Origin of the sequence: Pseudomonas sp. Irchel 3A5 (assembly GCF_900187575.1) — a bacterium.
GTDB classification, from domain to species: domain Bacteria; phylum Pseudomonadota; class Gammaproteobacteria; order Pseudomonadales; family Pseudomonadaceae; genus Aquipseudomonas; species Aquipseudomonas folii.
The window spans coordinates 259,805-278,619 of record NZ_FYDU01000004.1; the positions used below are offsets into that span (position 1 = coordinate 259,805).

General features: G+C 56.2%; 30 protein-coding genes. 15 read left to right on the forward strand and 15 right to left on the reverse strand.

The window, feature by feature from the left end; genetic code table 11:
- Positions 1-13: 13 nt before the first annotated feature.
- Together CKW31_RS08235 and CKW31_RS08240 are read right to left on the reverse strand one after the other, a co-directional pair.
- Complete coding sequence (locus CKW31_RS08235) at positions 14-352, reverse strand: hypothetical protein (protein WP_095093859.1); 339 nt, start codon at positions 350-352, stop codon at positions 14-16.
- Positions 352-723, reverse strand: a complete 372-nt coding sequence (locus CKW31_RS08240) for a chemotaxis protein (RefSeq protein WP_095093860.1) — start codon at positions 721-723, stop codon at positions 352-354. The genes CKW31_RS08235 and CKW31_RS08240 overlap by 1 nt, the downstream gene beginning before the upstream one ends.
- A gap of 121 nt (positions 724-844) precedes the next feature.
- Between CKW31_RS08240 and CKW31_RS08245 the strand changes: the two genes are divergently transcribed.
- The gene (locus CKW31_RS08245) at positions 845-1,024 is read left to right on the forward strand and encodes a type II toxin-antitoxin system HicA family toxin (RefSeq protein ID WP_038413159.1); all 180 of its coding nucleotides are present in this window, start codon (positions 845-847) and stop codon (positions 1,022-1,024) included.
- A gap of 51 nt (positions 1,025-1,075) precedes the next feature.
- A complete protein-coding gene (locus CKW31_RS08250) occupies positions 1,076-1,501 on the forward strand; it encodes a type II toxin-antitoxin system HicB family antitoxin (RefSeq protein WP_095093861.1) in 426 nt (141 codons plus the stop codon).
- A 442-nt stretch (positions 1,502-1,943) separates the two neighbouring features.
- On the opposite strand, the gene CKW31_RS08260 is transcribed toward CKW31_RS08250, so the two are convergent.
- The 9 genes from CKW31_RS08260 to CKW31_RS08300 form a co-directional block, all read right to left on the reverse strand.
- Positions 1,944-2,627: a hypothetical protein gene (locus CKW31_RS08260; RefSeq protein ID WP_095093863.1), complete on the reverse strand. Its 684-nt coding sequence runs from the start codon at positions 2,625-2,627 to the stop codon at positions 1,944-1,946.
- Entirely contained in the window at positions 2,624-3,208 is a 585-nt protein-coding gene (locus CKW31_RS08265) for a recombination protein NinG (protein WP_095093864.1), read from the reverse strand. The genes CKW31_RS08260 and CKW31_RS08265 overlap by 4 nt, the downstream gene beginning before the upstream one ends.
- Positions 3,205-3,675, reverse strand: a complete 471-nt coding sequence (locus CKW31_RS08270) for a hypothetical protein (protein WP_095093865.1) — start codon at positions 3,673-3,675, stop codon at positions 3,205-3,207. Before CKW31_RS08270 ends, CKW31_RS08265 begins: the two co-directional genes overlap by 4 nt.
- Positions 3,672-4,457, reverse strand: a complete 786-nt coding sequence (locus tag CKW31_RS08275; protein ID WP_095093866.1) for a hypothetical protein — start codon at positions 4,455-4,457, stop codon at positions 3,672-3,674. Before CKW31_RS08275 ends, CKW31_RS08270 begins: the two co-directional genes overlap by 4 nt.
- Positions 4,444-5,346, reverse strand: coding sequence for a helix-turn-helix domain-containing protein (locus CKW31_RS08280; protein ID WP_095093867.1), 903 nt, complete (start codon positions 5,344-5,346; stop codon positions 4,444-4,446). The genes CKW31_RS08275 and CKW31_RS08280 overlap by 14 nt, the downstream gene beginning before the upstream one ends.
- The gene (locus CKW31_RS08285) at positions 5,343-6,134 is read right to left on the reverse strand and encodes a Rha family transcriptional regulator (protein WP_256582525.1); all 792 of its coding nucleotides are present in this window, start codon (positions 6,132-6,134) and stop codon (positions 5,343-5,345) included. The genes CKW31_RS08280 and CKW31_RS08285 overlap by 4 nt, the downstream gene beginning before the upstream one ends.
- Before the next feature lie 84 nt (positions 6,135-6,218).
- Positions 6,219-6,461: a hypothetical protein gene (locus tag CKW31_RS08290; RefSeq protein ID WP_095093869.1), complete on the reverse strand. Its 243-nt coding sequence runs from the start codon at positions 6,459-6,461 to the stop codon at positions 6,219-6,221.
- 20 nt (positions 6,462-6,481) lie between these two features.
- Complete coding sequence (locus CKW31_RS08295; protein WP_095093870.1) at positions 6,482-6,676, reverse strand: hypothetical protein; 195 nt, start codon at positions 6,674-6,676, stop codon at positions 6,482-6,484.
- A gap of 30 nt (positions 6,677-6,706) precedes the next feature.
- Positions 6,707-6,931: a helix-turn-helix transcriptional regulator gene (locus CKW31_RS08300; RefSeq protein ID WP_095093871.1), complete on the reverse strand. Its 225-nt coding sequence runs from the start codon at positions 6,929-6,931 to the stop codon at positions 6,707-6,709.
- Between the two features lie 104 nt (positions 6,932-7,035).
- On the opposite strand from CKW31_RS08300, the gene CKW31_RS08305 reads away from it, so the two are divergent.
- The gene (locus CKW31_RS08305; RefSeq protein WP_095093872.1) at positions 7,036-7,860 is read left to right on the forward strand and encodes an XRE family transcriptional regulator; all 825 of its coding nucleotides are present in this window, start codon (positions 7,036-7,038) and stop codon (positions 7,858-7,860) included.
- A 291-nt stretch (positions 7,861-8,151) separates the two neighbouring features.
- The gene (locus CKW31_RS08315) at positions 8,152-8,391 is read left to right on the forward strand and encodes a hypothetical protein (protein ID WP_095093874.1); all 240 of its coding nucleotides are present in this window, start codon (positions 8,152-8,154) and stop codon (positions 8,389-8,391) included.
- A 51-nt stretch (positions 8,392-8,442) separates the two neighbouring features.
- Here CKW31_RS08315 and rhuM read toward each other — a convergent pair whose 3' ends face one another.
- Positions 8,443-9,471, reverse strand: a complete 1,029-nt coding sequence (gene rhuM / locus CKW31_RS08320; protein WP_095093875.1) for a RhuM family protein — start codon at positions 9,469-9,471, stop codon at positions 8,443-8,445.
- A gap of 303 nt (positions 9,472-9,774) precedes the next feature.
- Between rhuM and CKW31_RS08325 the strand changes: the two genes are divergently transcribed.
- Positions 9,775-10,248 (forward strand): hypothetical protein, encoded by a 474-nt coding sequence (locus CKW31_RS08325; RefSeq protein WP_095094013.1) that lies wholly within the window; start codon positions 9,775-9,777, stop codon positions 10,246-10,248.
- Positions 10,249-10,280: 32 nt separating this feature from the next.
- On the opposite strand, the gene CKW31_RS08330 is transcribed toward CKW31_RS08325, so the two are convergent.
- Both CKW31_RS08330 and CKW31_RS29500 read right to left on the reverse strand, forming a co-directional pair.
- Positions 10,281-10,583, reverse strand: coding sequence for a DUF1654 domain-containing protein (locus CKW31_RS08330; RefSeq protein WP_095094014.1), 303 nt, complete (start codon positions 10,581-10,583; stop codon positions 10,281-10,283).
- A gap of 774 nt (positions 10,584-11,357) precedes the next feature.
- Positions 11,358-11,669: a hypothetical protein gene (locus CKW31_RS29500; protein WP_141230128.1), complete on the reverse strand. Its 312-nt coding sequence runs from the start codon at positions 11,667-11,669 to the stop codon at positions 11,358-11,360.
- 613 nt (positions 11,670-12,282) lie between these two features.
- Between CKW31_RS29500 and CKW31_RS08345 the strand changes: the two genes are divergently transcribed.
- From CKW31_RS08345 to CKW31_RS08385, 9 genes are all read left to right on the forward strand, one after another.
- The gene (locus CKW31_RS08345) at positions 12,283-12,603 is read left to right on the forward strand and encodes a hypothetical protein (RefSeq protein ID WP_095093878.1); all 321 of its coding nucleotides are present in this window, start codon (positions 12,283-12,285) and stop codon (positions 12,601-12,603) included.
- Positions 12,604-12,623: 20 nt separating this feature from the next.
- The gene (locus CKW31_RS08350) at positions 12,624-12,869 is read left to right on the forward strand and encodes a hypothetical protein (protein ID WP_095093879.1); all 246 of its coding nucleotides are present in this window, start codon (positions 12,624-12,626) and stop codon (positions 12,867-12,869) included.
- Complete coding sequence (locus CKW31_RS08355) at positions 12,866-13,093, forward strand: hypothetical protein (protein ID WP_095093880.1); 228 nt, start codon at positions 12,866-12,868, stop codon at positions 13,091-13,093. The genes CKW31_RS08350 and CKW31_RS08355 overlap by 4 nt, the downstream gene beginning before the upstream one ends.
- The gene (locus CKW31_RS08360; RefSeq protein ID WP_095093881.1) at positions 13,090-13,269 is read left to right on the forward strand and encodes a hypothetical protein; all 180 of its coding nucleotides are present in this window, start codon (positions 13,090-13,092) and stop codon (positions 13,267-13,269) included. Before CKW31_RS08355 ends, CKW31_RS08360 begins: the two co-directional genes overlap by 4 nt.
- Positions 13,270-13,483: 214 nt before the next feature.
- On the forward strand, positions 13,484-14,371 hold the full coding sequence (gene recT, locus CKW31_RS08365) for a recombinase RecT (protein ID WP_095093882.1): 888 nt from the start codon (positions 13,484-13,486) through the stop codon (positions 14,369-14,371).
- Positions 14,368-16,011 (forward strand): YqaJ viral recombinase family protein, encoded by a 1,644-nt coding sequence (locus CKW31_RS08370; protein WP_095093883.1) that lies wholly within the window; start codon positions 14,368-14,370, stop codon positions 16,009-16,011. The genes recT and CKW31_RS08370 overlap by 4 nt, the downstream gene beginning before the upstream one ends.
- Positions 16,008-16,241 carry a hypothetical protein gene (locus tag CKW31_RS08375; RefSeq protein ID WP_095093884.1) on the forward strand — a complete coding sequence of 78 codons (234 nt, stop codon included), beginning with the start codon at positions 16,008-16,010 and terminating at the stop codon, positions 16,239-16,241. Before CKW31_RS08370 ends, CKW31_RS08375 begins: the two co-directional genes overlap by 4 nt.
- A complete protein-coding gene (locus tag CKW31_RS08380; protein ID WP_095093885.1) occupies positions 16,238-16,696 on the forward strand; it encodes a hypothetical protein in 459 nt (152 codons plus the stop codon). Before CKW31_RS08375 ends, CKW31_RS08380 begins: the two co-directional genes overlap by 4 nt.
- An 81-nt stretch (positions 16,697-16,777) precedes the next feature.
- Positions 16,778-17,113, forward strand: a complete 336-nt coding sequence (locus CKW31_RS08385) for a hypothetical protein (protein WP_095093886.1) — start codon at positions 16,778-16,780, stop codon at positions 17,111-17,113.
- Positions 17,114-17,120: 7 nt separating this feature from the next.
- On the opposite strand, the gene CKW31_RS08390 is transcribed toward CKW31_RS08385, so the two are convergent.
- The gene (locus tag CKW31_RS08390) at positions 17,121-17,702 is read right to left on the reverse strand and encodes a hypothetical protein (RefSeq protein WP_095093887.1); all 582 of its coding nucleotides are present in this window, start codon (positions 17,700-17,702) and stop codon (positions 17,121-17,123) included.
- 104 nt (positions 17,703-17,806) lie between these two features.
- Here CKW31_RS08390 and CKW31_RS08395 point away from each other — a divergent pair, with 104 nt between their 5' ends.
- Complete coding sequence (locus CKW31_RS08395) at positions 17,807-18,403, forward strand: hypothetical protein (RefSeq protein WP_095093888.1); 597 nt, start codon at positions 17,807-17,809, stop codon at positions 18,401-18,403.
- Positions 18,404-18,815 lie beyond the last annotated feature (412 nt).

Genomic DNA, 18,815 nt, shown 5'->3' on the forward strand with positions numbered 1-18,815 from the left:
TGAAAACGTGGCGCTACGGGCTAACCCGCTCCACCGCCTTATTGACCTTGTCGGCCGCTTGGCTCGCTGTATCTGCGGCCTGTACGGCGCTGGCAGATGCTGCCTCTACTTTCCCAGCAGCCTCTTGCGTCTTGTCGGCCAGCTTGCCCAGACGTAAGTCGCGCTGAGCGGTTGCTTCGTCGTAGCCGCGGCGCACTTCTGCCACTTGTTTGGTGTACCAGTCGCCGAGGGCCCATTGAGAAACCTGAAAGCCCATCGAGAACGACCCAGCAGCGAGCAAGATCGCAATGACCCAGATCTCGATACGTCTCCACCAGCGGCGGGCGATGAATTCCATTGAGCATCTGTCCATCAGTTGATTCCTCCCAACTTGGTTCGCAACCGCGCGATTTCTTCGCTCTGCGTCGTTACCTTGTCAGTGAGCTGAGCGACCTGGCTGGTGAGGGCTTCAATCTTCCCTTCCATTCCGCCGACCGCTGCGGCGAGCTCGTTACGCTCCTTGGCGAATTGGTCAGCGCGGGCCTCAGCCTCTTTGCGGGCAACACGCTCGGAGTCGAGCAACTCATTCAGCCGGCGGACGGTGCCGATATCGGCGTTGTCCATTGCCCGATCAGCTGCATCCCGAGAGAGGAACTTGCGCAGCCAAAGGAAGCCAGCAAGCAATACGGTGCCAGTACCGCCCAGCCAGGTGACTGTGCCTGAGCCGAGGTCGGTTGGGTCCATCTTTACCTCTGAATAAAAGGGCCGTGGGGAAACGGCCAAGGGAGCAAATAAATAAAACATTTGTGTTGTATTAAGACAAATATGTTGTAGAATGGAGTCATCCAAACAACGAGGCGAGGTGATGAAGTTCAGCGAGTTCAGACGATGGTTGAAGGCCCAAGGGGTGACATTCGAAGCAGGCAAAGGAAGCCACTTCAAAGTCACCGCCCCAAACGGCAACAGGACCACCTTCGCGGATCACGGCAGCAAGGAAATGCCAGAACCGACCCGCAAGGCGATCATTAAACAACTGGGGCTCTGAGAGCCCCTTCACCACATCTGAATGCTGAGCGATCACCTCCAAGGAGTGACCATGTACAACTATGCAATCCGTTTTGAGCAGGACAGTGAATTGGGGCTGGCCGTCTTCTGTCGCGATCTTCCGCAGCTGAACAGCTATGGCGACGACATCGAGCACGCGAAGCGAGAAGCGCTCGACGCTATCGAATCAACGCTGTCTCTATACGTCGATGAGCGCAAGGCGATCCCAGAGGCGACGCCGCCGCAGGAAGGCGAGCACGTCGTGTACCTGCCTACCGTAACCGTGGCGAAGATTGTGCTGTGGAACACCATGATGGAACGCGATATGCGCAAGGCAGATCTGCGCCGCCTTCTCGGCGTGCACCAGGTACAGGGCGACCGGCTGGTCGACTTCCTGCATACATCCAAGATGGAACAGGTAGAAGCAGCTCTTGCTTCCGTAGGCAAGCGCCTGGCCATTTCGGTTGAGGCCGCCTGATGGAATATTGGAATCAAGTAGCGGGGATTACAGGAGCCATAGTCGCGGCGCTAGCATTTGTACTAGCGCTAGTGGTGACCCCCGCGGAAGCACGCCTTCAATTCTGGTTAGCGATCGCGACCATTACACAAATTGTGATTTGTGTTGCTTCTATAGTTTTTATCGCGAAATTTGCTACAGGTGAAGGGTCAGCTTCGCGACGAGAAATAGTTGACCTAGGAATTTGGTTTTTTAATTTGATTTTCACTTCCCGGTTCTTAATCGAACATTTTTCGAAAGCAGCATCGGCAATTCGGAATCAGTAACTCCGCGAGAAGCACAAAAAAGCCCAGCGATTAGGCCGGGCTTTTCGTGTCATTCCCACATGTGCGCAGGAAGGACAGGATGGGTGAATAATGCGACATGGCGACATGATATTGCAAGCCCTTTTGAGGGACTATTTTCATGCTGCCTCGCTATCCAGAACCCCAGCCGCTTCAAGCATGTGCTGAGCCTCCATCAAAGCCTCATTTACGACGCTCTCCAGACTGTCCTTGATCGCCTTGTTCCAGCGCTGGTAAGTGCGCTCAGTGAGCCCTTGGCTGTCCCAATTGGTCATGTCGTAGTTGGACGCTGCCAGCACGATCATTTCGCCTGAGCGTGTGTCAGCGGTCGTCCTTGCGTGACGGTTGGCCCGATCGGCTGCTTCCTGTGCTGCCCTGTTGCGCCAATCCCACTTTCCGGTGTCGGCTCCATCTGTTCGCCGCTCGGGTGCAGGGACTTCGCGCACCTGACGCTGGATGCCCTTAACCTGTTGCGGTACCGCCCAGACCAATACGGCTTGCTGAGTGAATCGCTGCGGTGCTGGGCTTTTCACTGCATGAACCAGCCGGCCGATGGAATCGATCTTGCGACCTTTGTGGGTGCTGTACTTGGCGACCAGAGCATTCCATTGGCGCGGCGTGAGCTGAGCGTGGAGCAGCTTGTGGACGATGCAGTCAGCCAGTAGCGCAGCCTCCTTCCCGACAATCGCGCCCTTCTGCTTCGCGCACTGGACCTTTGGCTCGAAATCGCCGCCACTGGCTGCGTTGACGGTTTCGGCGGCGAGCGCCCGGACAACTGCTGCTACAACGTTCCGATAATTCATGCCGCCTCTCCCCGTTTCAATTCTTTGGTCAGTGCCCGGTAATGCGCGGTCAGCGCCTTCAACTCATCGATCGTGTACTTCTGGGGCTCATGAGGCCCTTCCAGCCATTCCACTTTTTCAGCGCCGATACGCAGCACCAGGTTGATCCGGTACTCCACGATGTTTCCGGACTTGTGCTGGTTGCATGGCACGCACTGCTTGTGGCAATTCAGCGGCTCGAAGCGCAGTGCGGGATTGCTGCCCACTGTCCGGTAATGCCCGGCGTCGTACTTCCCTTGGTGGTGACGACCGCAGCTGATGCATGGCAGCAATGCGTCACGCTCGCGAACCCAGGCATTGAAAGCCTGCTGCGTGTCCTTGAGGTGATCCGCCCTGCTCTTCAGCTTCTCCTTGCGGACTTTGATCTCGGCGCGCTGGACGTCCGCCAAGGCCTTGCGAGCCTTTGGGGCGTGTCTCGGTGCGTCGATCATTGCGCAGGCTGGGCTGCATACCGCTTGGCCGAGTCGCTGCGGGACGAATGAGGCCCCGCACTGTTCAACTCTGCAGTTCTTGGATTTGCGCTCTTTGATGGCGAGTCTCATGCAGCTACCTCGCCCAGCAGATCCGAGAACACAACCCCGTGACGGGTGAAGTGCGCAACGATGCGGTCGGTGTACTGGATGCCCTGCGCGCGGTTGAACAGGCTGGTCACTGGGAACCCGTCCGGCCCGAACAAATGGCACCCGCCCATCATGTCCAGCTTCGCCTCGTATGGCAGGTGACGCATGACCCGATACCAGTCAGCCTGAAACCCGGCGTCCTCGTTCAGCAGAATCTGCACGCCGATGTGCAGCTTGCAGTACTTGCGCGCCTCGGCGGGGTCGCCGATCTGGGTCATCTCGGAAATACGCCTGTACATCGCGAACCAGAGTGCGTTCTGATCCAGTGTGCGGTCCTTGCCTGGGCGCATCGACACAACCACGAAACGCTTGTCGCGGAACATGGTGGTCAGGCTGGTGATTGCCTCGGTCAGTTTGGCCTGGCAGTTGACGCTGATCTTGTCGGTCATCGCGCAGCCCTCTTCAATTCCAAATCCGCGGCCTGCTGCTGGAGCAGTGCGAGACGGTCAGCCAAGTCATTGGCTGCTTGAATCTTCAATTCGGTCCGGCGCTCAGCGCTCGCCCGGCTCATCTCGGCCATGCTGTCCTTCACCGCTTTGAGCCTTTCCCGGACGTTTGCGCTCGGCCGTGTCACCTGCCCGGTGAGGAGGCCTGCGATAGCTTGTCCATCTTGGGTGATCGGTACGACGTTTAGGTCGACCAGATACAACTGCCCGCGCTCCTGAGGAATGCGCTGCATCTGCACGGCCTTGGTGATGGCCTGAACTCTGCGGTTCGCGTCAAAGCCGATAGACGCATGCCAGTTCACCGCCTTGTGATCCTCGCGGGCCTGACTGACCAGACGTTCGTATGCGCTGATGAACGCCATTCGTGCGCCGATCTTGTCGCCTGCATCGAGCACAGGCTTAGCGGCGGCCAGGGCGAGCTGGATTTCGTCAGTGAGCACCACTGTTTCGAATTCGTCGTTGGTGGTCATGGCGATCGCCCATGCTTCGTCCTTGCCCGGACGGCCATCCTCAGCTTCGATGCGCTGCAGCACAGCAGCCAGTGTGAAGCGGCCGGTCAGTTCGCGGCGGCATGACTGAAGTGCTTTGCGGATATCGGCGGGCGGATACACAGACAGGTCTTCGGCCATCAGCTCAGCAGCAGTCGCGCTGATCGTCTGCCCGAGGGTTTCAGCAGTGGCGCAGATCGCACCGGCCAGTTCCGCAACTTTGTCAGAGGAAAGCATTGCGCGGCCCTCCCTCACGAATCTTGCGACCAGCTTCCTGTGCCGCATTCATGTTCGCCTGGGTGTCTTCCTGCTGGCGGGCTGTCCGGCCGTTCATTTGGGTCTGTGTAACCCACTGGGTGTGGTAGCCCTCAGCGTTGGCCAGCAGTTCGTTGAGACTGTGGCATTTGCGGATGAGTTGGGCGTCGTTGATGCCGAGGTAGTACGCGGCCACGCTGTGAGCCACGTCGATACCGAGACGGCCAATCAACAGCCCGACCTGCCCTCCCACCTTCGCATTCCAGACCGGCCACGCCTTGTAGCGCTTGCGGTAGGACATGGCGTAGTTCGCCCAGGTCTTGAAGGTTTTGCAGGACTGATCTTTGGGGCCGGGCATGTCCGCAGGGATTTCAACGCGTGACTGCTGCTGGCTGAACGGGACAACCTGCCCAGTCGCGGCCTTGGCGGAAGCCGGGGCTGCAATAGGTTCATTGACCGGTTCATTGACTGATTCAGAAGAGTGACTGGTTCTGGGTGCACCTCCTGCACTACCCCCTAGTGAATCTGCTGCACTAGGGGGTGAATCTCCTGCACTACCCTGATGAACTTGATTCACTACCCCTGGTGCAGGAGTTGCACCACCATCGATGGTCAGAAAGTAAACATTCGATGAGTTCCCCTTCGGGCCACCTTTCCGGATTTCTTTACGAAGTAGTCCGGTCGCACACAACGCCGTGATGTGGTTCATGACTGAACGCTTGCTGATCTCGCACTGATCGGCGATATGCTGGTAGGAAGGCCAGCACTCACCTACATCGCTGGCATTATCGGCCAACTTGATCAGCACCAGCTTGCGCAGGGGATTGCCAACGCGAAGCTTCATCGCGGCGACCATGAGGGTCATGCTCACGCGGCACCCCGCAAAGCCTTGTCGTGCGTGAAGAGGCCGTCCCACGTCTTCTTCATTGGCAGCTCACCAGCTAGGTACAGGTCGTACAAGCGGACGGCACCCTTCTTGAGCAGGACGGGCGTATAGGAAACAAAGGACTCTTTGCCGTGCGGAGTGACTTCGTGCTGGTGCTCGGTCATGTACTTGTCGCGGGCATAGGAACCCACGCGGTGACGGGTACCGGATTTGCTCTCGTTGTAGAGCCAGCTCCGGCCTTCCAGATACTTGCCAACCTGCATCACGTTGACCCCATTGAGGCCCTTGCAGAATTGGGTATGAGTCATGCCCTCCTTGAACAGGTTCTCCAGGGAGTGGATCTTGGTGGCTTGTTGATCGACTTGAATGGTCAGCAGAACCCTGGCCTTTTCAGATTCCAAGGCAAGCTGCAGGATTTCAAGTGTGGAGAGTTCGCGGGGCTGAGCGACTTGCTGCTCCAGCTCCTGCCAGCGATCAACCAGAGCCGCGGTGAATTCAGGGCTGAGCTGGGCAACCACAATGAAGCTATCGCGCTTGCTGACTTGGAAGACCGAAACGGATTGGCCGAGGTGATTTCTAACTACCCCCATTGGGGGAAGTTGAATAGCGCCGCGCTCTGCCAGCCTTTCTATGGATTGCTTCACCTTGTCATGCCGGGAGCCGACAAGATCGGCAATCTCCTGCGATGACATAGTTCGCGCCACGTTTTCGTGATTCGAAAAATGTGGCGCGGGATTCTTCAGGGCCTGTACATCGGTATTAGAGGTATGCATAATCGGCCTCACAGAGTTGTTACAAATGCAGTTGAAAGAGCCCGGTTGCCGCCGGGCTTTTTTGTGCCTGCAATTCGGGTTTTGCTATTGGGAGCCTTCATCAGTCCCTCCTTTTTCAGGGCCTATTAAGTCCTGCGGCGGGTCACGCCGTGTCGTGGGCAGGTGTCGGATTTTTCCGACTCCTTTGGGCCTGGTCTTTTCGAAGATCCGCTCTGCTCCAAGCTTTGTGGCGTACTCATCCGGGGTCATACCCGCAGCCTTTGCCAGCCTTTCAAGCTTTTCGTAGAGCCTCCCGTCGATCCCGTGGCAGATCGTGTTTTCGGGCACGTTGGCCTCCTTCAGGGACTTCAGGCCATTTGGTGTTTGTCGGTAACATCCTGCTCAACGATGCTTTCCAGCTTCTCTTCCACGCACATGCGTACGAAGACGGCCAATTGCAGTTTGTGAAGACGCGCCACTGCCTTGAGCGCTTCATAGGTCTCATCGTCGTAGCGGGACTTAATCTCCCGGTCTTTCACGTGGCGCGAATCGTCGTATGCCATCGAAGGCTTCCTTGTGTGGTTGGAATGGGGTTAAGCGGCTGTTAACGGTTGTTTTTCTGGAGGAAAGGCTTCGTCGAGAACGCACTTCGCACCGAGTACGTTCAGTGCGTTCACGATCAAGCGCGCCTCGCTAAGCCCTGGGCTGCGAAGGCCTGACTCGTAATTCGCTAGGCGGGACTGATTCCAGCCGAGCGCCCGGCGCAGCGCTGCCTGAGTTACGCCAGCCCTCTCGCGGATCATTCGGACTTGATTCATGTGGTGTTCCTCCATAATTAAACACAGGATAAAACACGTATCGTGTTATTAGCAATCACAATAAGTGAAAGCCGGGTATTTCAATACGTGATTGAATCCCGCGCATGAACGAATTAGCTAAGCGCATCAAGCGCGCCAGACAGAATGCAGGTATGTCCCAAGCTCAGCTGGCAGATGCCTGCGGGTGGAGATCTCAGTCGAGAGTCGGCAACTACGAAGCAGGCAGCCGCGAGCCGTCGTTTGCCGATATCGAAGCAATGTCTAAGGCTTTGGGTGTAGACAAGTCCGAGCTTTTGATTGGTTTGCCGGAGCCTGAGAACAGCCCCGAGGAGCCTAATGGTGTTCCGGGCTCCTCTGCCGATCTGGTTCGGCAAATGCTAGCGAAGCATGGAAAGAATTTGCCTGATGAAACGAGGCAGCGCATCTCTGCTGCTGTAGAAGACACTGCCATGGTTGCTGCGAGCAACGTCATCAATGTCGACTTCTCCAGGCCAGGCCAAGTCGGAGATGAAGTGTGGATCGCGCACTACGATGTCCGCGCAGCGATGGGCGGCGGGCAGATCCCGCACGAATACCCCGAAATGCTCCAGGACATCAGAGTCAGCCCCAAACATCTGCGCGAGATGGGCGTCTCGTTCAAGGAGCACTTCCACCTCAAGATGATCACCGGCTGGGGTCAGTCGATGGCGCCGACGATCAAAGACCGCGACCCCCTACTGGTCGACGTGACGATCCGGGAATTCACGGGAGACGGGATCTACCTCTTCTCGCACGACGAAATGCTTTACGTGAAGCGCCTGCAGAAGAAAGGCAAGGATCGATTCAAGATGATCTCAGACAACAAGCACCACGATCCAGAGGATATCCGGATCGACGACACACATATACTGGCTCGCGTGCTGTACGTGTGGAATGGGCAGCCGGTGTGATCCTAGCGCGACGCGCGGATATCGCATCATAGCCAAAGGGAGTAATTGGCATTGCGTGCAAACATCGGTGATATTTTTGAGCTATTAAGGATTCTGGACCTTTGGGATTTCTGGAAGGACGCCAGGAACGCACCCCAAGGGACCCGCCTCTACCGCTGGAGATACCTTGTTCAGGGTTTAGTCTTGCTCATTGGGGTGCCTTTGGTACTCGCCCTTCCATTGTGGGTAATGTTGCTACTCTTGAAATCGTGAACCCGGATTACCTAAAGAAAAGGATTTATAGGAGGCGGCATGAGCCTGAACAAACCAAATCAGCAGCTTCGACGCGATCTGACAGGTTCCGCGTCGGACTTGAAATGGTCAGCGGTTGAGCTCATGCGTATTGCTGAGAGATTGAGCCTGGCCGGTAACGAGCCTGACGCATGGGCGTTGCTCAAGATGTGCCAGGTATTGCAGGCCGCCGAGGACAAGCTGGCCGGGTATGCGGATGAGGTTCGGGATGGGCGGATTGTGCGGGAAAGGGCTGAGTAGCTGATCATGTGTTAGTTGGGAGCATCATCGCGTAATGCCTCCCAACGACTTTTATGCGTCGATAAGTAGCTCGTCATACTCACCGGCCGCCAGCGCATCCTCGTCGTATTTGTAACCGAGAGATTCGATCTTCAGGCGCTTCTTATACAGCCCAAGCTCTTGACGAGCATGGCTTAAAGCTTCCTCTTTGATGTAGTCCTCGTACCCGCTGAACACCGGGTAATCGTTAAATATGAGTAGGGCGTCGAGCTTGCCGTGTAGTGAACTCATTGTCATTGGCCGCTTGGTAAGGGCTGTGCTTTCGGCGTAGAGCATGAATTGCTCCGAGAGCAAATGAAGTCGGTATAGCTCTTCGTTATTCAGGTAGTTTTTGCCTGTCTTCGCCTCTTCTATTGTTGGAGATGCGCCCTTTACAGCCTGCATACCCATGTTGTCCGAATGGTGATTGGCGCGATCAAGGATCAGCTTTGAGCTGGTCATACCGGTGACGGCGTGATGAAATTTATCTTGTAGCAAGGCGTAAAAACTTCTGACTTCTTTTGATCCGGGGTCGTAATCAGACGCGCAGATTCGGAAGCATTCTCGGACCTTTGCGTAAACCTGCTTTTCTTCAGAGCGGAGCGCCCGAACCGCTGCTGCCAGTTTATTGAGTTTTTCAGGAGACTCGCGGAGAGCCTTCTCGTTGATTACATAACCTTGCTCGATGTAAGTCTTGAGGGTTTGGGTCGCCCACTGACGAAACCTTACGGCTCTCTTAGCGTTAACTCTATATCCAACGGATATGATCATGTCGAGGTTGTAGTGCGCCGTTTCCGGCCGCACGACTTCCCTTCCGCCCTCAATTTGAACTATGGCAAATTTTGCCATAGTTGCCGATTCGAGCAGTTCTTGGTCGGCGTAGACGTTTTTTATGTGTTTTTTGGCGTTTGAATAGTCAATGCCGAATAGCTCTGCGATGTTTTGGCCCGTCGCCCAGATCGCCTGATCCTCCGATTCGAACCTGAGGCTTACCTCGACACCTTCGTCAACGAACATCACAGAGTTGTCGTAAGGGTCGCTACCATCCTTTCCGTTAGACATGATGAACTCCTACTGCCGCTAGCCTAGATTGGCCAAAGCGCAATATTGCCACTTATCGCGCGCATTAGCTTGCAGGCTAATCTCAAGCGCCATGCTTTTTTCATTCACCCCTTCACGCCATCTTCACTACCTGTCTCGTAATCTGATCGCACGCACTATCAGGCCCTAGCCCGCCCCCCCCCATCGCGGGCTTTTCTTTACCTGCGATTCCTCGTATCGCATCATGGTCGTCCATCGTCTCGCCTGATGCCTGGCATTCAAATGCCCCAAGTAATCGGTGCTTCAGTCCAAGGATAAATGCCCGTGCCATCTTCCATCTACGCTAATGAATTCGACATCTGCGTATCGATCTCCGATTTGGTCTCGTGGGTAGAGGACGAACACACACCAAATACCGATTTAGCAGCCGCGCTAAGCCTCGCGGGTATCGATCTCGACCTCGCCAAACTGTACGACTGCTATATCGAAGGTACGCCCATAGGTACTGGCGATGTCCACGTCTATTCGTCCGAGCTCAACAAGAGTCTTCTGGTCATGGACCTGTATCGAGGCCTGACCGACCAGCTTGATTTGGTTTCGGCCTCGCTTAGACTTGATACGGACTTGGTCGAATCTCTGCTTCCTCGGCTCAGACGCTTCTTTGATGCGGCTGATTGCCAAGTGCTTTTTAGACAATCCAACCACTCCCAGCAATTACGCTCACTGCTGGATCAAAGCAGATACCCGTCACCGGTCGACGAAAGCGGGTATCGTCAACATTTAATTTTCCAATTCTGACGCACCAGTACCCCTCGAGCTTTTTTTGCATGTCAGAAAGGTGCGGGCTCCTCTTCCCTATCCTCGACAGTTTCCGTCGGGCGATCTTCAAGCGATATCGGTTCCCACCTGACAGTCACCGCGCCATCGTCCTCGAAGGTCAAATCCAGTTCGTCCGTAGCTGCTAATACTCCCATCACCTCCTCCCACTCCCGATCGCCATCTGTATCTAGGCGATGGATCGTCACCCAGCGCTGAATCTGTGCGACAGGATGATTGATCATCTCGGAGACCCTCAGGCTCAGCCGCTCTATCCCGGACATCTCAACTCGCTGTGCTGCGCTCGCGCTTCCCATTCTCCCCCCCACATTACTGTACATATATCCAGCTATTTAATGAGGATAGCGAACCCTTCGCCAGAGGTAAACAGGCTGTAACTCAATTTTGGGGAATCACACAAGCCGTGTTTTCTTTCAAATAAATCACATTACGTGTTGACGCATTAAACACAATACGTGATAGTTCACCCATCGCAGTAACACAGCGACAGGGACTGAAAGGCCCCGCCCGCTCTTTAACAACCTGATGGACGCCGAGCTGGCCGATGCATAGCCAGCGGACGTACCGCGCAACGGTACGCAGCGATTCGACCTCATGTCGGCGCTGGGCATAGGAAACCTCATTCGGAGGGCGCAGCTGGAGAGGCTGCGTGGTGGTGAGTAAGCGTTTGGCCTTGGGACCTTGATCCCGTGTCGCGCTGAAAGGCATCAACGGGAAAGCGACCGTTGGCCTATGCAAGGAACAGAGATTACCGGTCTGCCTAATCGTGGACCGGATGCTCTCCAAGAAGCATTAAATGAGTGCTTCTCGGAAAGCAGATTATCGTGAGTTTGAGCCGTAACTACCCGAGACCTTATACGTACGAACCTGGCCTATTTTCGAGATTAAATGCATGCGTTCTATCGCTATGCTCTCGCGATAGATTCGAATATCTCTTTCGATGATCCAAGTGCGTCTTATTGAGGCGCTAGGCAGCTCTTCTTCCAAAAGGAGAATGAGATTTTCCAAGCGAGCAATTCGTTGTTTCGTGCTTGGTCCTTTCGCGCGCTTTTTCCTCGGTTTTCCGGTCTTCATTTGTGCTTTCCAGCGCCTGGCGAGCCGCCGTGAAACACCTGAGTCGCCGAGTAAAGCGTATCCCCTACTCCTGGTTTGTAGCGGGTCTTCCGCTCACGACGGCAGCCTTCACACATCACCGGAGGGTTAACCCAGTCAGCGCGGTAACTGAACTTGGTCGTCTTGCAGAATCTGCAGTTCTTAACGATCCAACCAGTTTTCGACTGTGGAATCTCCGGCTGGACATATGGAGTTGGTACCGGTGATGGACTTGCCATCTCCATGGCGTTCTTCAGCGTCATAAGTACCGCAAGGTTCTTCGCATCCATGGCATTCGCCTCTGAGTCCACCTCTGCAGAGATTATCAGCAGGGATAAGCCCGCGCTACTGACCAACCAGTGCCAAGTCAGCCTGACGAAAACTGCCCGATCCTCTCAGAGAGAGCGCATCGGCCTGCAATCTCGCCGGAACGTGAATACCGGTTACCCGTCAGCCTGTCACGAGGCAGCCAATACGGCGGGCTGAGGGTTCGCCCTCTGAGATTGCAGGCCGATGCGGATGAGCACACACCGCGAAAGCGGCCCCCTGCGTCACTGCAGATGAATCGCCACAAGAGACGTAGGCGCTCAGGAAAACCCGAAAGGGATAAACCCGGCAATTGGCGACCGGGCATCTGCACTTATTCGGCGAAAGCCAAAACGAAATTGCCGCTTCACGACACTACGGCAATCCAAATAATCAGTGGCGTCGTCAAGAAGGCTGGAGGCCTTCACGTCGGGAATCGCTGCGTCAGTTCGACGTTAAAGCACAGGCAGCGTGACAGCCGGAAAGACGGCACCCAATTTCCCTATTCCAATCCCAGTCCTCCCCTTGCGCCCACCGGCAATAGCGAGCGGCCGAGGGCTGAGCGAGTGGATTTGCCAAACAACCGAGGTGCGCACCATGAACGACGAACACAGCCTGATGGCCTGCAGTGCAATAAGCCATAACGCGCAGCAATGCTTTTCCGCTGTTGCTGAATATCTTACGGAGCCATCTGCGATCTACCGACCCGCTTTGGCGGTGGACGGCAACCAGTGGTGCGCTCTGTACGGCAAAGATCTGCAGACTGGAATTGCAGGTTTTGGCGATTCACCAGAAGCAGCTATGTGCGACTTCAACCGCAACTGGAGAACGCCCCTGCCCAGCTCGCCTAGCGGCATCGCAATGGCTGAAAAGATCGCTGCAAAAACTGACGCGATGGTCGCAGCACGAAACTCATAACCCAGCCCACGGAGGCGACCATGCCCGACTTCGACCTTGAGCGTTATCAGGACAGCGCCCAAGGCCGGGCGTCTGTCCGCAGCCGTGATGAGTGGGGCAACGAAAAGCCTCGCTGTGACGAGTTCGCCCACGACTACGACAACCCCGTCGACCGGAAAGCCCGCCGCGAACGCGAGCTGGATCGACGACTGAAGCTGAAAGCAAACATCCAGGCATGCATCGCTCAGATGGAGCTGATCTGCCCGCCAAAAGGAGGTGCCGCGTGACCAAGCACGAAATTGCGGTCGGCATGATCGACTCGCGTATCCAGAAGCTGATCGAAAACGCAGATGACTACAGCCTGCACTGTGAAACGCAGATGGCGGTGGAAATGGCGTACGCACTCAGCGCTATCGAATGCAAAGAGTACACGCGCTACACCCAGTGCCTGATGTTTATCCGCGCTCGGTCAAATGAAGAGTTGCTCGCAAGAATGCGGAGGTGCGCATGAGTCGGCCAATTGTGAAGTCGCTGATCGACGAGCAGGTAGAGGAGTTAGAAGTGCGCGCCCAGCCCGCTCAAGTGCGCGGCACCTTCTCACCGCCTCGTGGCATGCGTGTCGCCGATCTGCCCTACCCGATCAAAGCGGACTGGCTGAAGCGTCGGCCAATGAAGGGCTGGGGATGACCCGCCTGCAGCGCGCCCGTCGCATCTGTATCTGGCGCGGCTCAGCCATCGCCATCACGGGCTCAACCATCTGGATGCTCGCCAGCGCTTACGCCGGGCACATCACCGGCTGATCAAACAGCCGTCAAAGACGCAGGCCGCGCAGTTCGCGCAGCACAGTTTCAAGCCCCCCTTTCAATCAAACAGGCTGCGTATAGCGCGGCAAGGATTTCGTATGTCTGCACAAAACGTTGCACCCGTCATGCATGAGTCGAATCTCCATGTGCTTCCTCATGCTGCGACCAGCACCAGTGCGTTGGTTCTCGATGGCGACAGCCTCGACAAAATGATGCGCTTGGCTGAGGTCATGGCGCTGGGCCGGGCAACGTTGCCGAAGCACTTCAACGGCAATTCGGCCGACTGCCTCGCGGTGGTGATGCAGTCGATGCAATGGAAGATGAACCCCTTCGCGGTTGCCCAGAAAACGCACCTGGTGAATGGCGTGCTCGGCTACGAAGCTCAGTTGGTCAACGCAGTGATCACGACCTGCGCGCCAGTCGTGGATCGCCTTCATTACGAATGGTTCGGTGCCTGGGAAAAGGTCATCGGCAAATTCATTATCAAAACTGGCGACAAAGGCGAATACCGCCAGCCGGGCTGGAAGATGGCCGACGAAGAAGGCCTTGGGGTGAAGGTCTGGGCAACGTTCCGCGGCGAAGATGAGCCCCGAGTTTTGGAACTGCTGCTCGCTCAGGCCCGTACGCGCAACAGCACACTTTGGGCTGACGATCCGCGCCAGCAACTTGCCTACCTCGCAACCAAACGCTGGTCGCGTCTGTACTGCCCTGACGTGATCCTCGGCGTTTACAGCCCTGACGAGCTGGAAGAAAGCGCACCGCGGGTGCGTGACGTATCGCCGACACGCGGTGCTGAGCCCGGCGAGCTTCCACCCTACCCCGACGAAAAGCTGGCCGAGAACCTGCCTAAGTGGCGCATGGCCGTTGAGGCAGGCAGATCGTCACCTGAACACCTAATCGCAACCGTCAGCAGCAAGTACACGCTCACTGACGAGCAGACCGACGCCATCAATCAACTGAAACCACTCGAAGGTGCCGCAGCATGAAAATCCATAACGTAGCCCAGGGTTCCGCCGAGTGGCTCGCACTTCGCGCCGACCACTTCACCGCTTCAGAAGCGCCAGCGATGATGGGTGCTTCGAAATATCAAAGCCGAACCGAACTGCTGACACTGAAGAAGACCGGTATTGCGCCGGACGTGACGCCGCAGACGCAGCGGATCTTCGATAAGGGGCACGCGACTGAAGCGCTCGCCCGGCCTTTGGTAGAGGTCATGATCGGCGAGGAGCTTTACCCGGTCGTGGGCACCAGCGGCAACCTGCTGGCCTCAATGGACGGCGCGACGATGATGGGCGAGACATTGTTCGAGCATAAGCTCTGGAATGAATCTCTGGCTGCCCAGGTGCGAGCCGGAGACCTGGCTCCCCATTACTACTGGCAGCTCGAACAACAGTTGCTTGTAAGCGGCGCAGAGCGCGTCATCTTCGTTTGCTCGGACGGCACAGAGCAGAACTTCGTTTCTATGGAGTACCGTCCGGTTCCTGGCCGAGCTGCGCAACTGGTTGAAGGCTGGAAACAGTTCGAACAGGACTTGACCGGCTTTGAACTGGCAAACGCACCTTCGATAGTCGTCGGTAAAGCACCAGACGAACTGCCTGCGCTGAAAATCGAACTGACAGGCATGGTTACCGCCAGCAACCTCAAAGTGTTCGAAGAGTCGGCTCTCGCCGTCATCGACTCGGTGAAAACCACACTGGAGACCGATCAAGACTTCGCGGACGCCAAAAAAGCTGTGAAGTGGTGCGGCGATGTCGAAGAGGCTGTGACCACGGCGAAAAAGCAGGCGCTGTCACAAACCGCGACGATTGCCGAACTGTTCTCATCGCTGGATCGAATCAGTGGCCATGCCCGGGAGACCCGGCTGAAGGTAGACAAGCTGGTTAAGGCTCAAGAACTGCTGGTAAAAACCAGCATTAAGCAGAAAGCCGAAATTGCCTTGGCTGACCACATCGCCGCAATCAACAAAACTCTGGGCCGTGTGACTCTGCCAGTTACGCCGGTCGATTTCGCGGGCGCAATGAAGAACAAGCGCACTATCGCGAGCCTGCAGGACGCTGTAGACACTGAGCTTTCACGGGCAAAGATCGATGCAAGCCAGCGCGCCGACAGCATCCGCTTAAATCTGACCAGCCTTGCCGAACACGCAGCTGACTACAACTTTCTGTTCAACGACATCCAGCAACTGGTCCTCAAAGCCAATGACGACCTGGTTGCTCTGATCAAGGTCCGCATCAACGAACACCAGTTGGCTGAGCAAAAGAAAGAGGAGGAACAGCGCGAGCGAATCCGCCAAGAAGAGAAGAAACGTCTTGAGGATGAAGAGGCTCAGCGACAGGCAGCCGCTCAGCGCACTCAGCCAGCGGTGGTTACCAAACCAGCACCGGTGGTTGAAAAGTCGCCGCCAGTTGCGCGAGTGACCGCAGTTCCATCCGCCAAGGTTCAGCCCAAGCCTACGCGCCTCGAAGCACGCGTAACTGACTTGGAGGCACTGGTGAAAGCCGTGGCCGCTGGGCAAGCCCCTGTTTCGGTCCTCACGGTCAACTGGCAGAACCTCGACGACCTTGTCGAGTCGCAAGGCTCGGAATTCAACATGCCGGGGGTAACCCTGGAGCAGGTGGCAGCGTGACAGACAACTTCATTCTTGCCGCCAATCAGCGGCAATCTCAATTGGAGGCGGCGAAAGCTGCCTTCTTCGCATCTGGCGGTCAGATGCAGATCGGCCCGGGCGTTCCGGACCACCCACTGCCCCCAGTCCGAAAAAGCACCATCGATCCTGAGACGGTGCTCAAGCGGAAGAAGCCAGCGCTCAGCCGCACTGAGCGAGGCGCGCTGCGCAAGATGGCGGCCTCGATATGAAACGGCGCAAAGCGAATAACTGTTTCGCACGCGCTGAACGCAACTGCCGCGCCCTGCTCAACACCAACCATGTCGCCGTCGTGAACATCGACCCAAGCGGTTTGCAGATCATGGTGAACTGGAAGAGCCACAAGCAGATCCGCAGTCTGGCGATCGCCAACGCCCTCTTCGACTTCTCCTACCGCTGGACGATCTACATCAGCGCCATGTGTAGGGACGAGCGCGGCGTTGAGTACGTCAAATCGGTGGAGATATCGCCCGAGGGCATCTACAAGGTCGAGCGGCTGACGGATGCGATCGAGCACTACTACCTGGAGCTGCGCGGCAGTTGCAATAAGAACCACCTGGTGGCGTCGGGGTGGATCGCTATACCGGCACAGGTTTCACTGGACGAAGCGCAGGCGGCAAGTTTGTTTTACGCGGCCGGTGCTTGGCATCAGGCGAAGGCAGCATGAAGCGGATCAAATCTCGCGTCCGACACGGCCTGCGCCAGCACCACATACATCTGCCGCCAAGCGGCTTTAAGGAGTCAGGTTATGGCGATGACGCCAACGCAGCGAAACGACAAGCTCAAGGGCAGGCGAACCAAGTTCGCCGAGAAGGAATTGCGGCACCGGGTTCGGCCTGGCATCGAGCAGGCAATCGGGAGAATCAGCGCTAGAGCTGGCAAGATTGCGACCAGCGAAATGCTTCAGATCGCAGTCTTGAAGATGGACCTGATGGGCGATGAAGAGCTTTCAGCATTTCTAAGATATCCGCGCCACGAAATCATAGTCAGCGAATCCGTGGCGCGGGATATTTACGATCACGGAGCCAGATGCATCATGGTTAATCCGGATCAAGAACCAGAGGATGAGATTATTCCGCCTTAAAGATCCTCTATCTTCCCTTGAAACCGGTTATAAAATCCGGCACGGATAGTCCTCCTCCGAAGTTAACTGTGCAGATTAGAAGTATCGCCCATATACATATGAGCGTGACACCAAGCTGGATGGGCACTTTACTCACCGAGTATTTTCTGAGTATTAGCTTGCTAACTAATACACCAGTCCCGCCCGCCTGAAGGCGCTCCTGTACCGCGGCTTTTATGTCCTTCTTTTCCTTGCTGAATAATTTCACCGGTTCTCGGGCCATATTCGCACCTAGTAGGGCTAGTAGCTCAATTTCGGATTGCCGCAACTCGGCCTCCCAGTGCTCCTGCCAGTACTTTGCGCCAGCAGCAATTTGCGTTTGATGCCAAGAGACCAGTACGCCGGTAACACATGCCATGAATGACACTATTGGGTAAATGCCAGAAGACTGGACAAGGCCGGCAAAAAGCACGCCTTGAAAAATCATCAGAAAGTTATTTCGGTTTGCCAGCTGTGCGATTTCAAAATTTCGAATGCTAATGCATTGCTCATATACGCGCTTGGCTGAATAAAGCTGTTCGCTTTCTGCTGGGGACAGGTCATTACACATGCTCACTCCATTGATCCAGCTCCATGCCGGTAATCATCTATAGCTCACCCTCAACATATTTGCCACCACCGGTAATGGAGGGCGGCGCCTGACTGGAGATTGCCATGAGCAAGGACACCAAGATTCTGATCCCGGAAATTCCCGGCGAGTGGACCGAACGCACGCGCAGCGGCCACACCTGCAAGTGGAACGATGGCTGGCACGGCAAACCCCACCGCAACGGCCTGCCCTACGTTGAGCTCACCGCTCCTGAAAGGGGGCTGTACGCTGAACGCATCGACGGTCCCTGGTACTGGGTATCGGGGTGCAATAAGTGCACTGGCAACACCCAAGGCCATAGCTACATCGTCTGCGACAAGCACGACGTGTGCATTCAATGCAAAACGCACCGATCCGCGCTGACGGACACGCCTTGGGGCCATCGCGACGGATTCACCTGCAAGCCATGCCAAGACGTACTCGATGCAGTGGCCAAGGCTGAGGCACTGGCAAAGGTCACGGCCGAGGATTATGACGAGTGGGATTACAGGGCGCAGGACGAGTGCAAATGTCCGCATTGCGCGACCGTGATCCACATTGAAACTGAGGACTACGCCGACAAGGACATGGAGTGCGACACCTGTGGCGGTGATTTCCGGCTTCAGCTCGAATACAGCGTCAGCTTCACCACCACGGTTATCGGGGAACGTATCACCGGCTAATGCCGGTCAAGCCACGCTGTGTCGGCATCCGCATCCCCCATCACCAGGTCACCACTTTCCAGCCATGTAAAAGATGCCCCCGGTAAGGCCAGTAACGAAGATGACTTTTAGCAAGTCGCCCAGCGTCGCGCTTCCCACAAGATACGCCTCGACCTTCACAGCAACAGAGCAAATCGCGACAAGTAGTGGGAGGAACATGATTCGTCGTTGGAGCTTAAATCTTTCCTTTTCGGTTCCGCGCCACGACATTCAGACCTCCTTTGGTCATCCACCTGTCACCCAAGATAACGCGCGGAGCAGCTCAGTTCACCCTTGGCGCACATCCCCCCCCAACAGTTGCGCTGAGCGGCGGCAGGCGGTCGGGTGCCGCCGAATTCTGAACCACCTACTCACTTTAACGCATTACGCCACC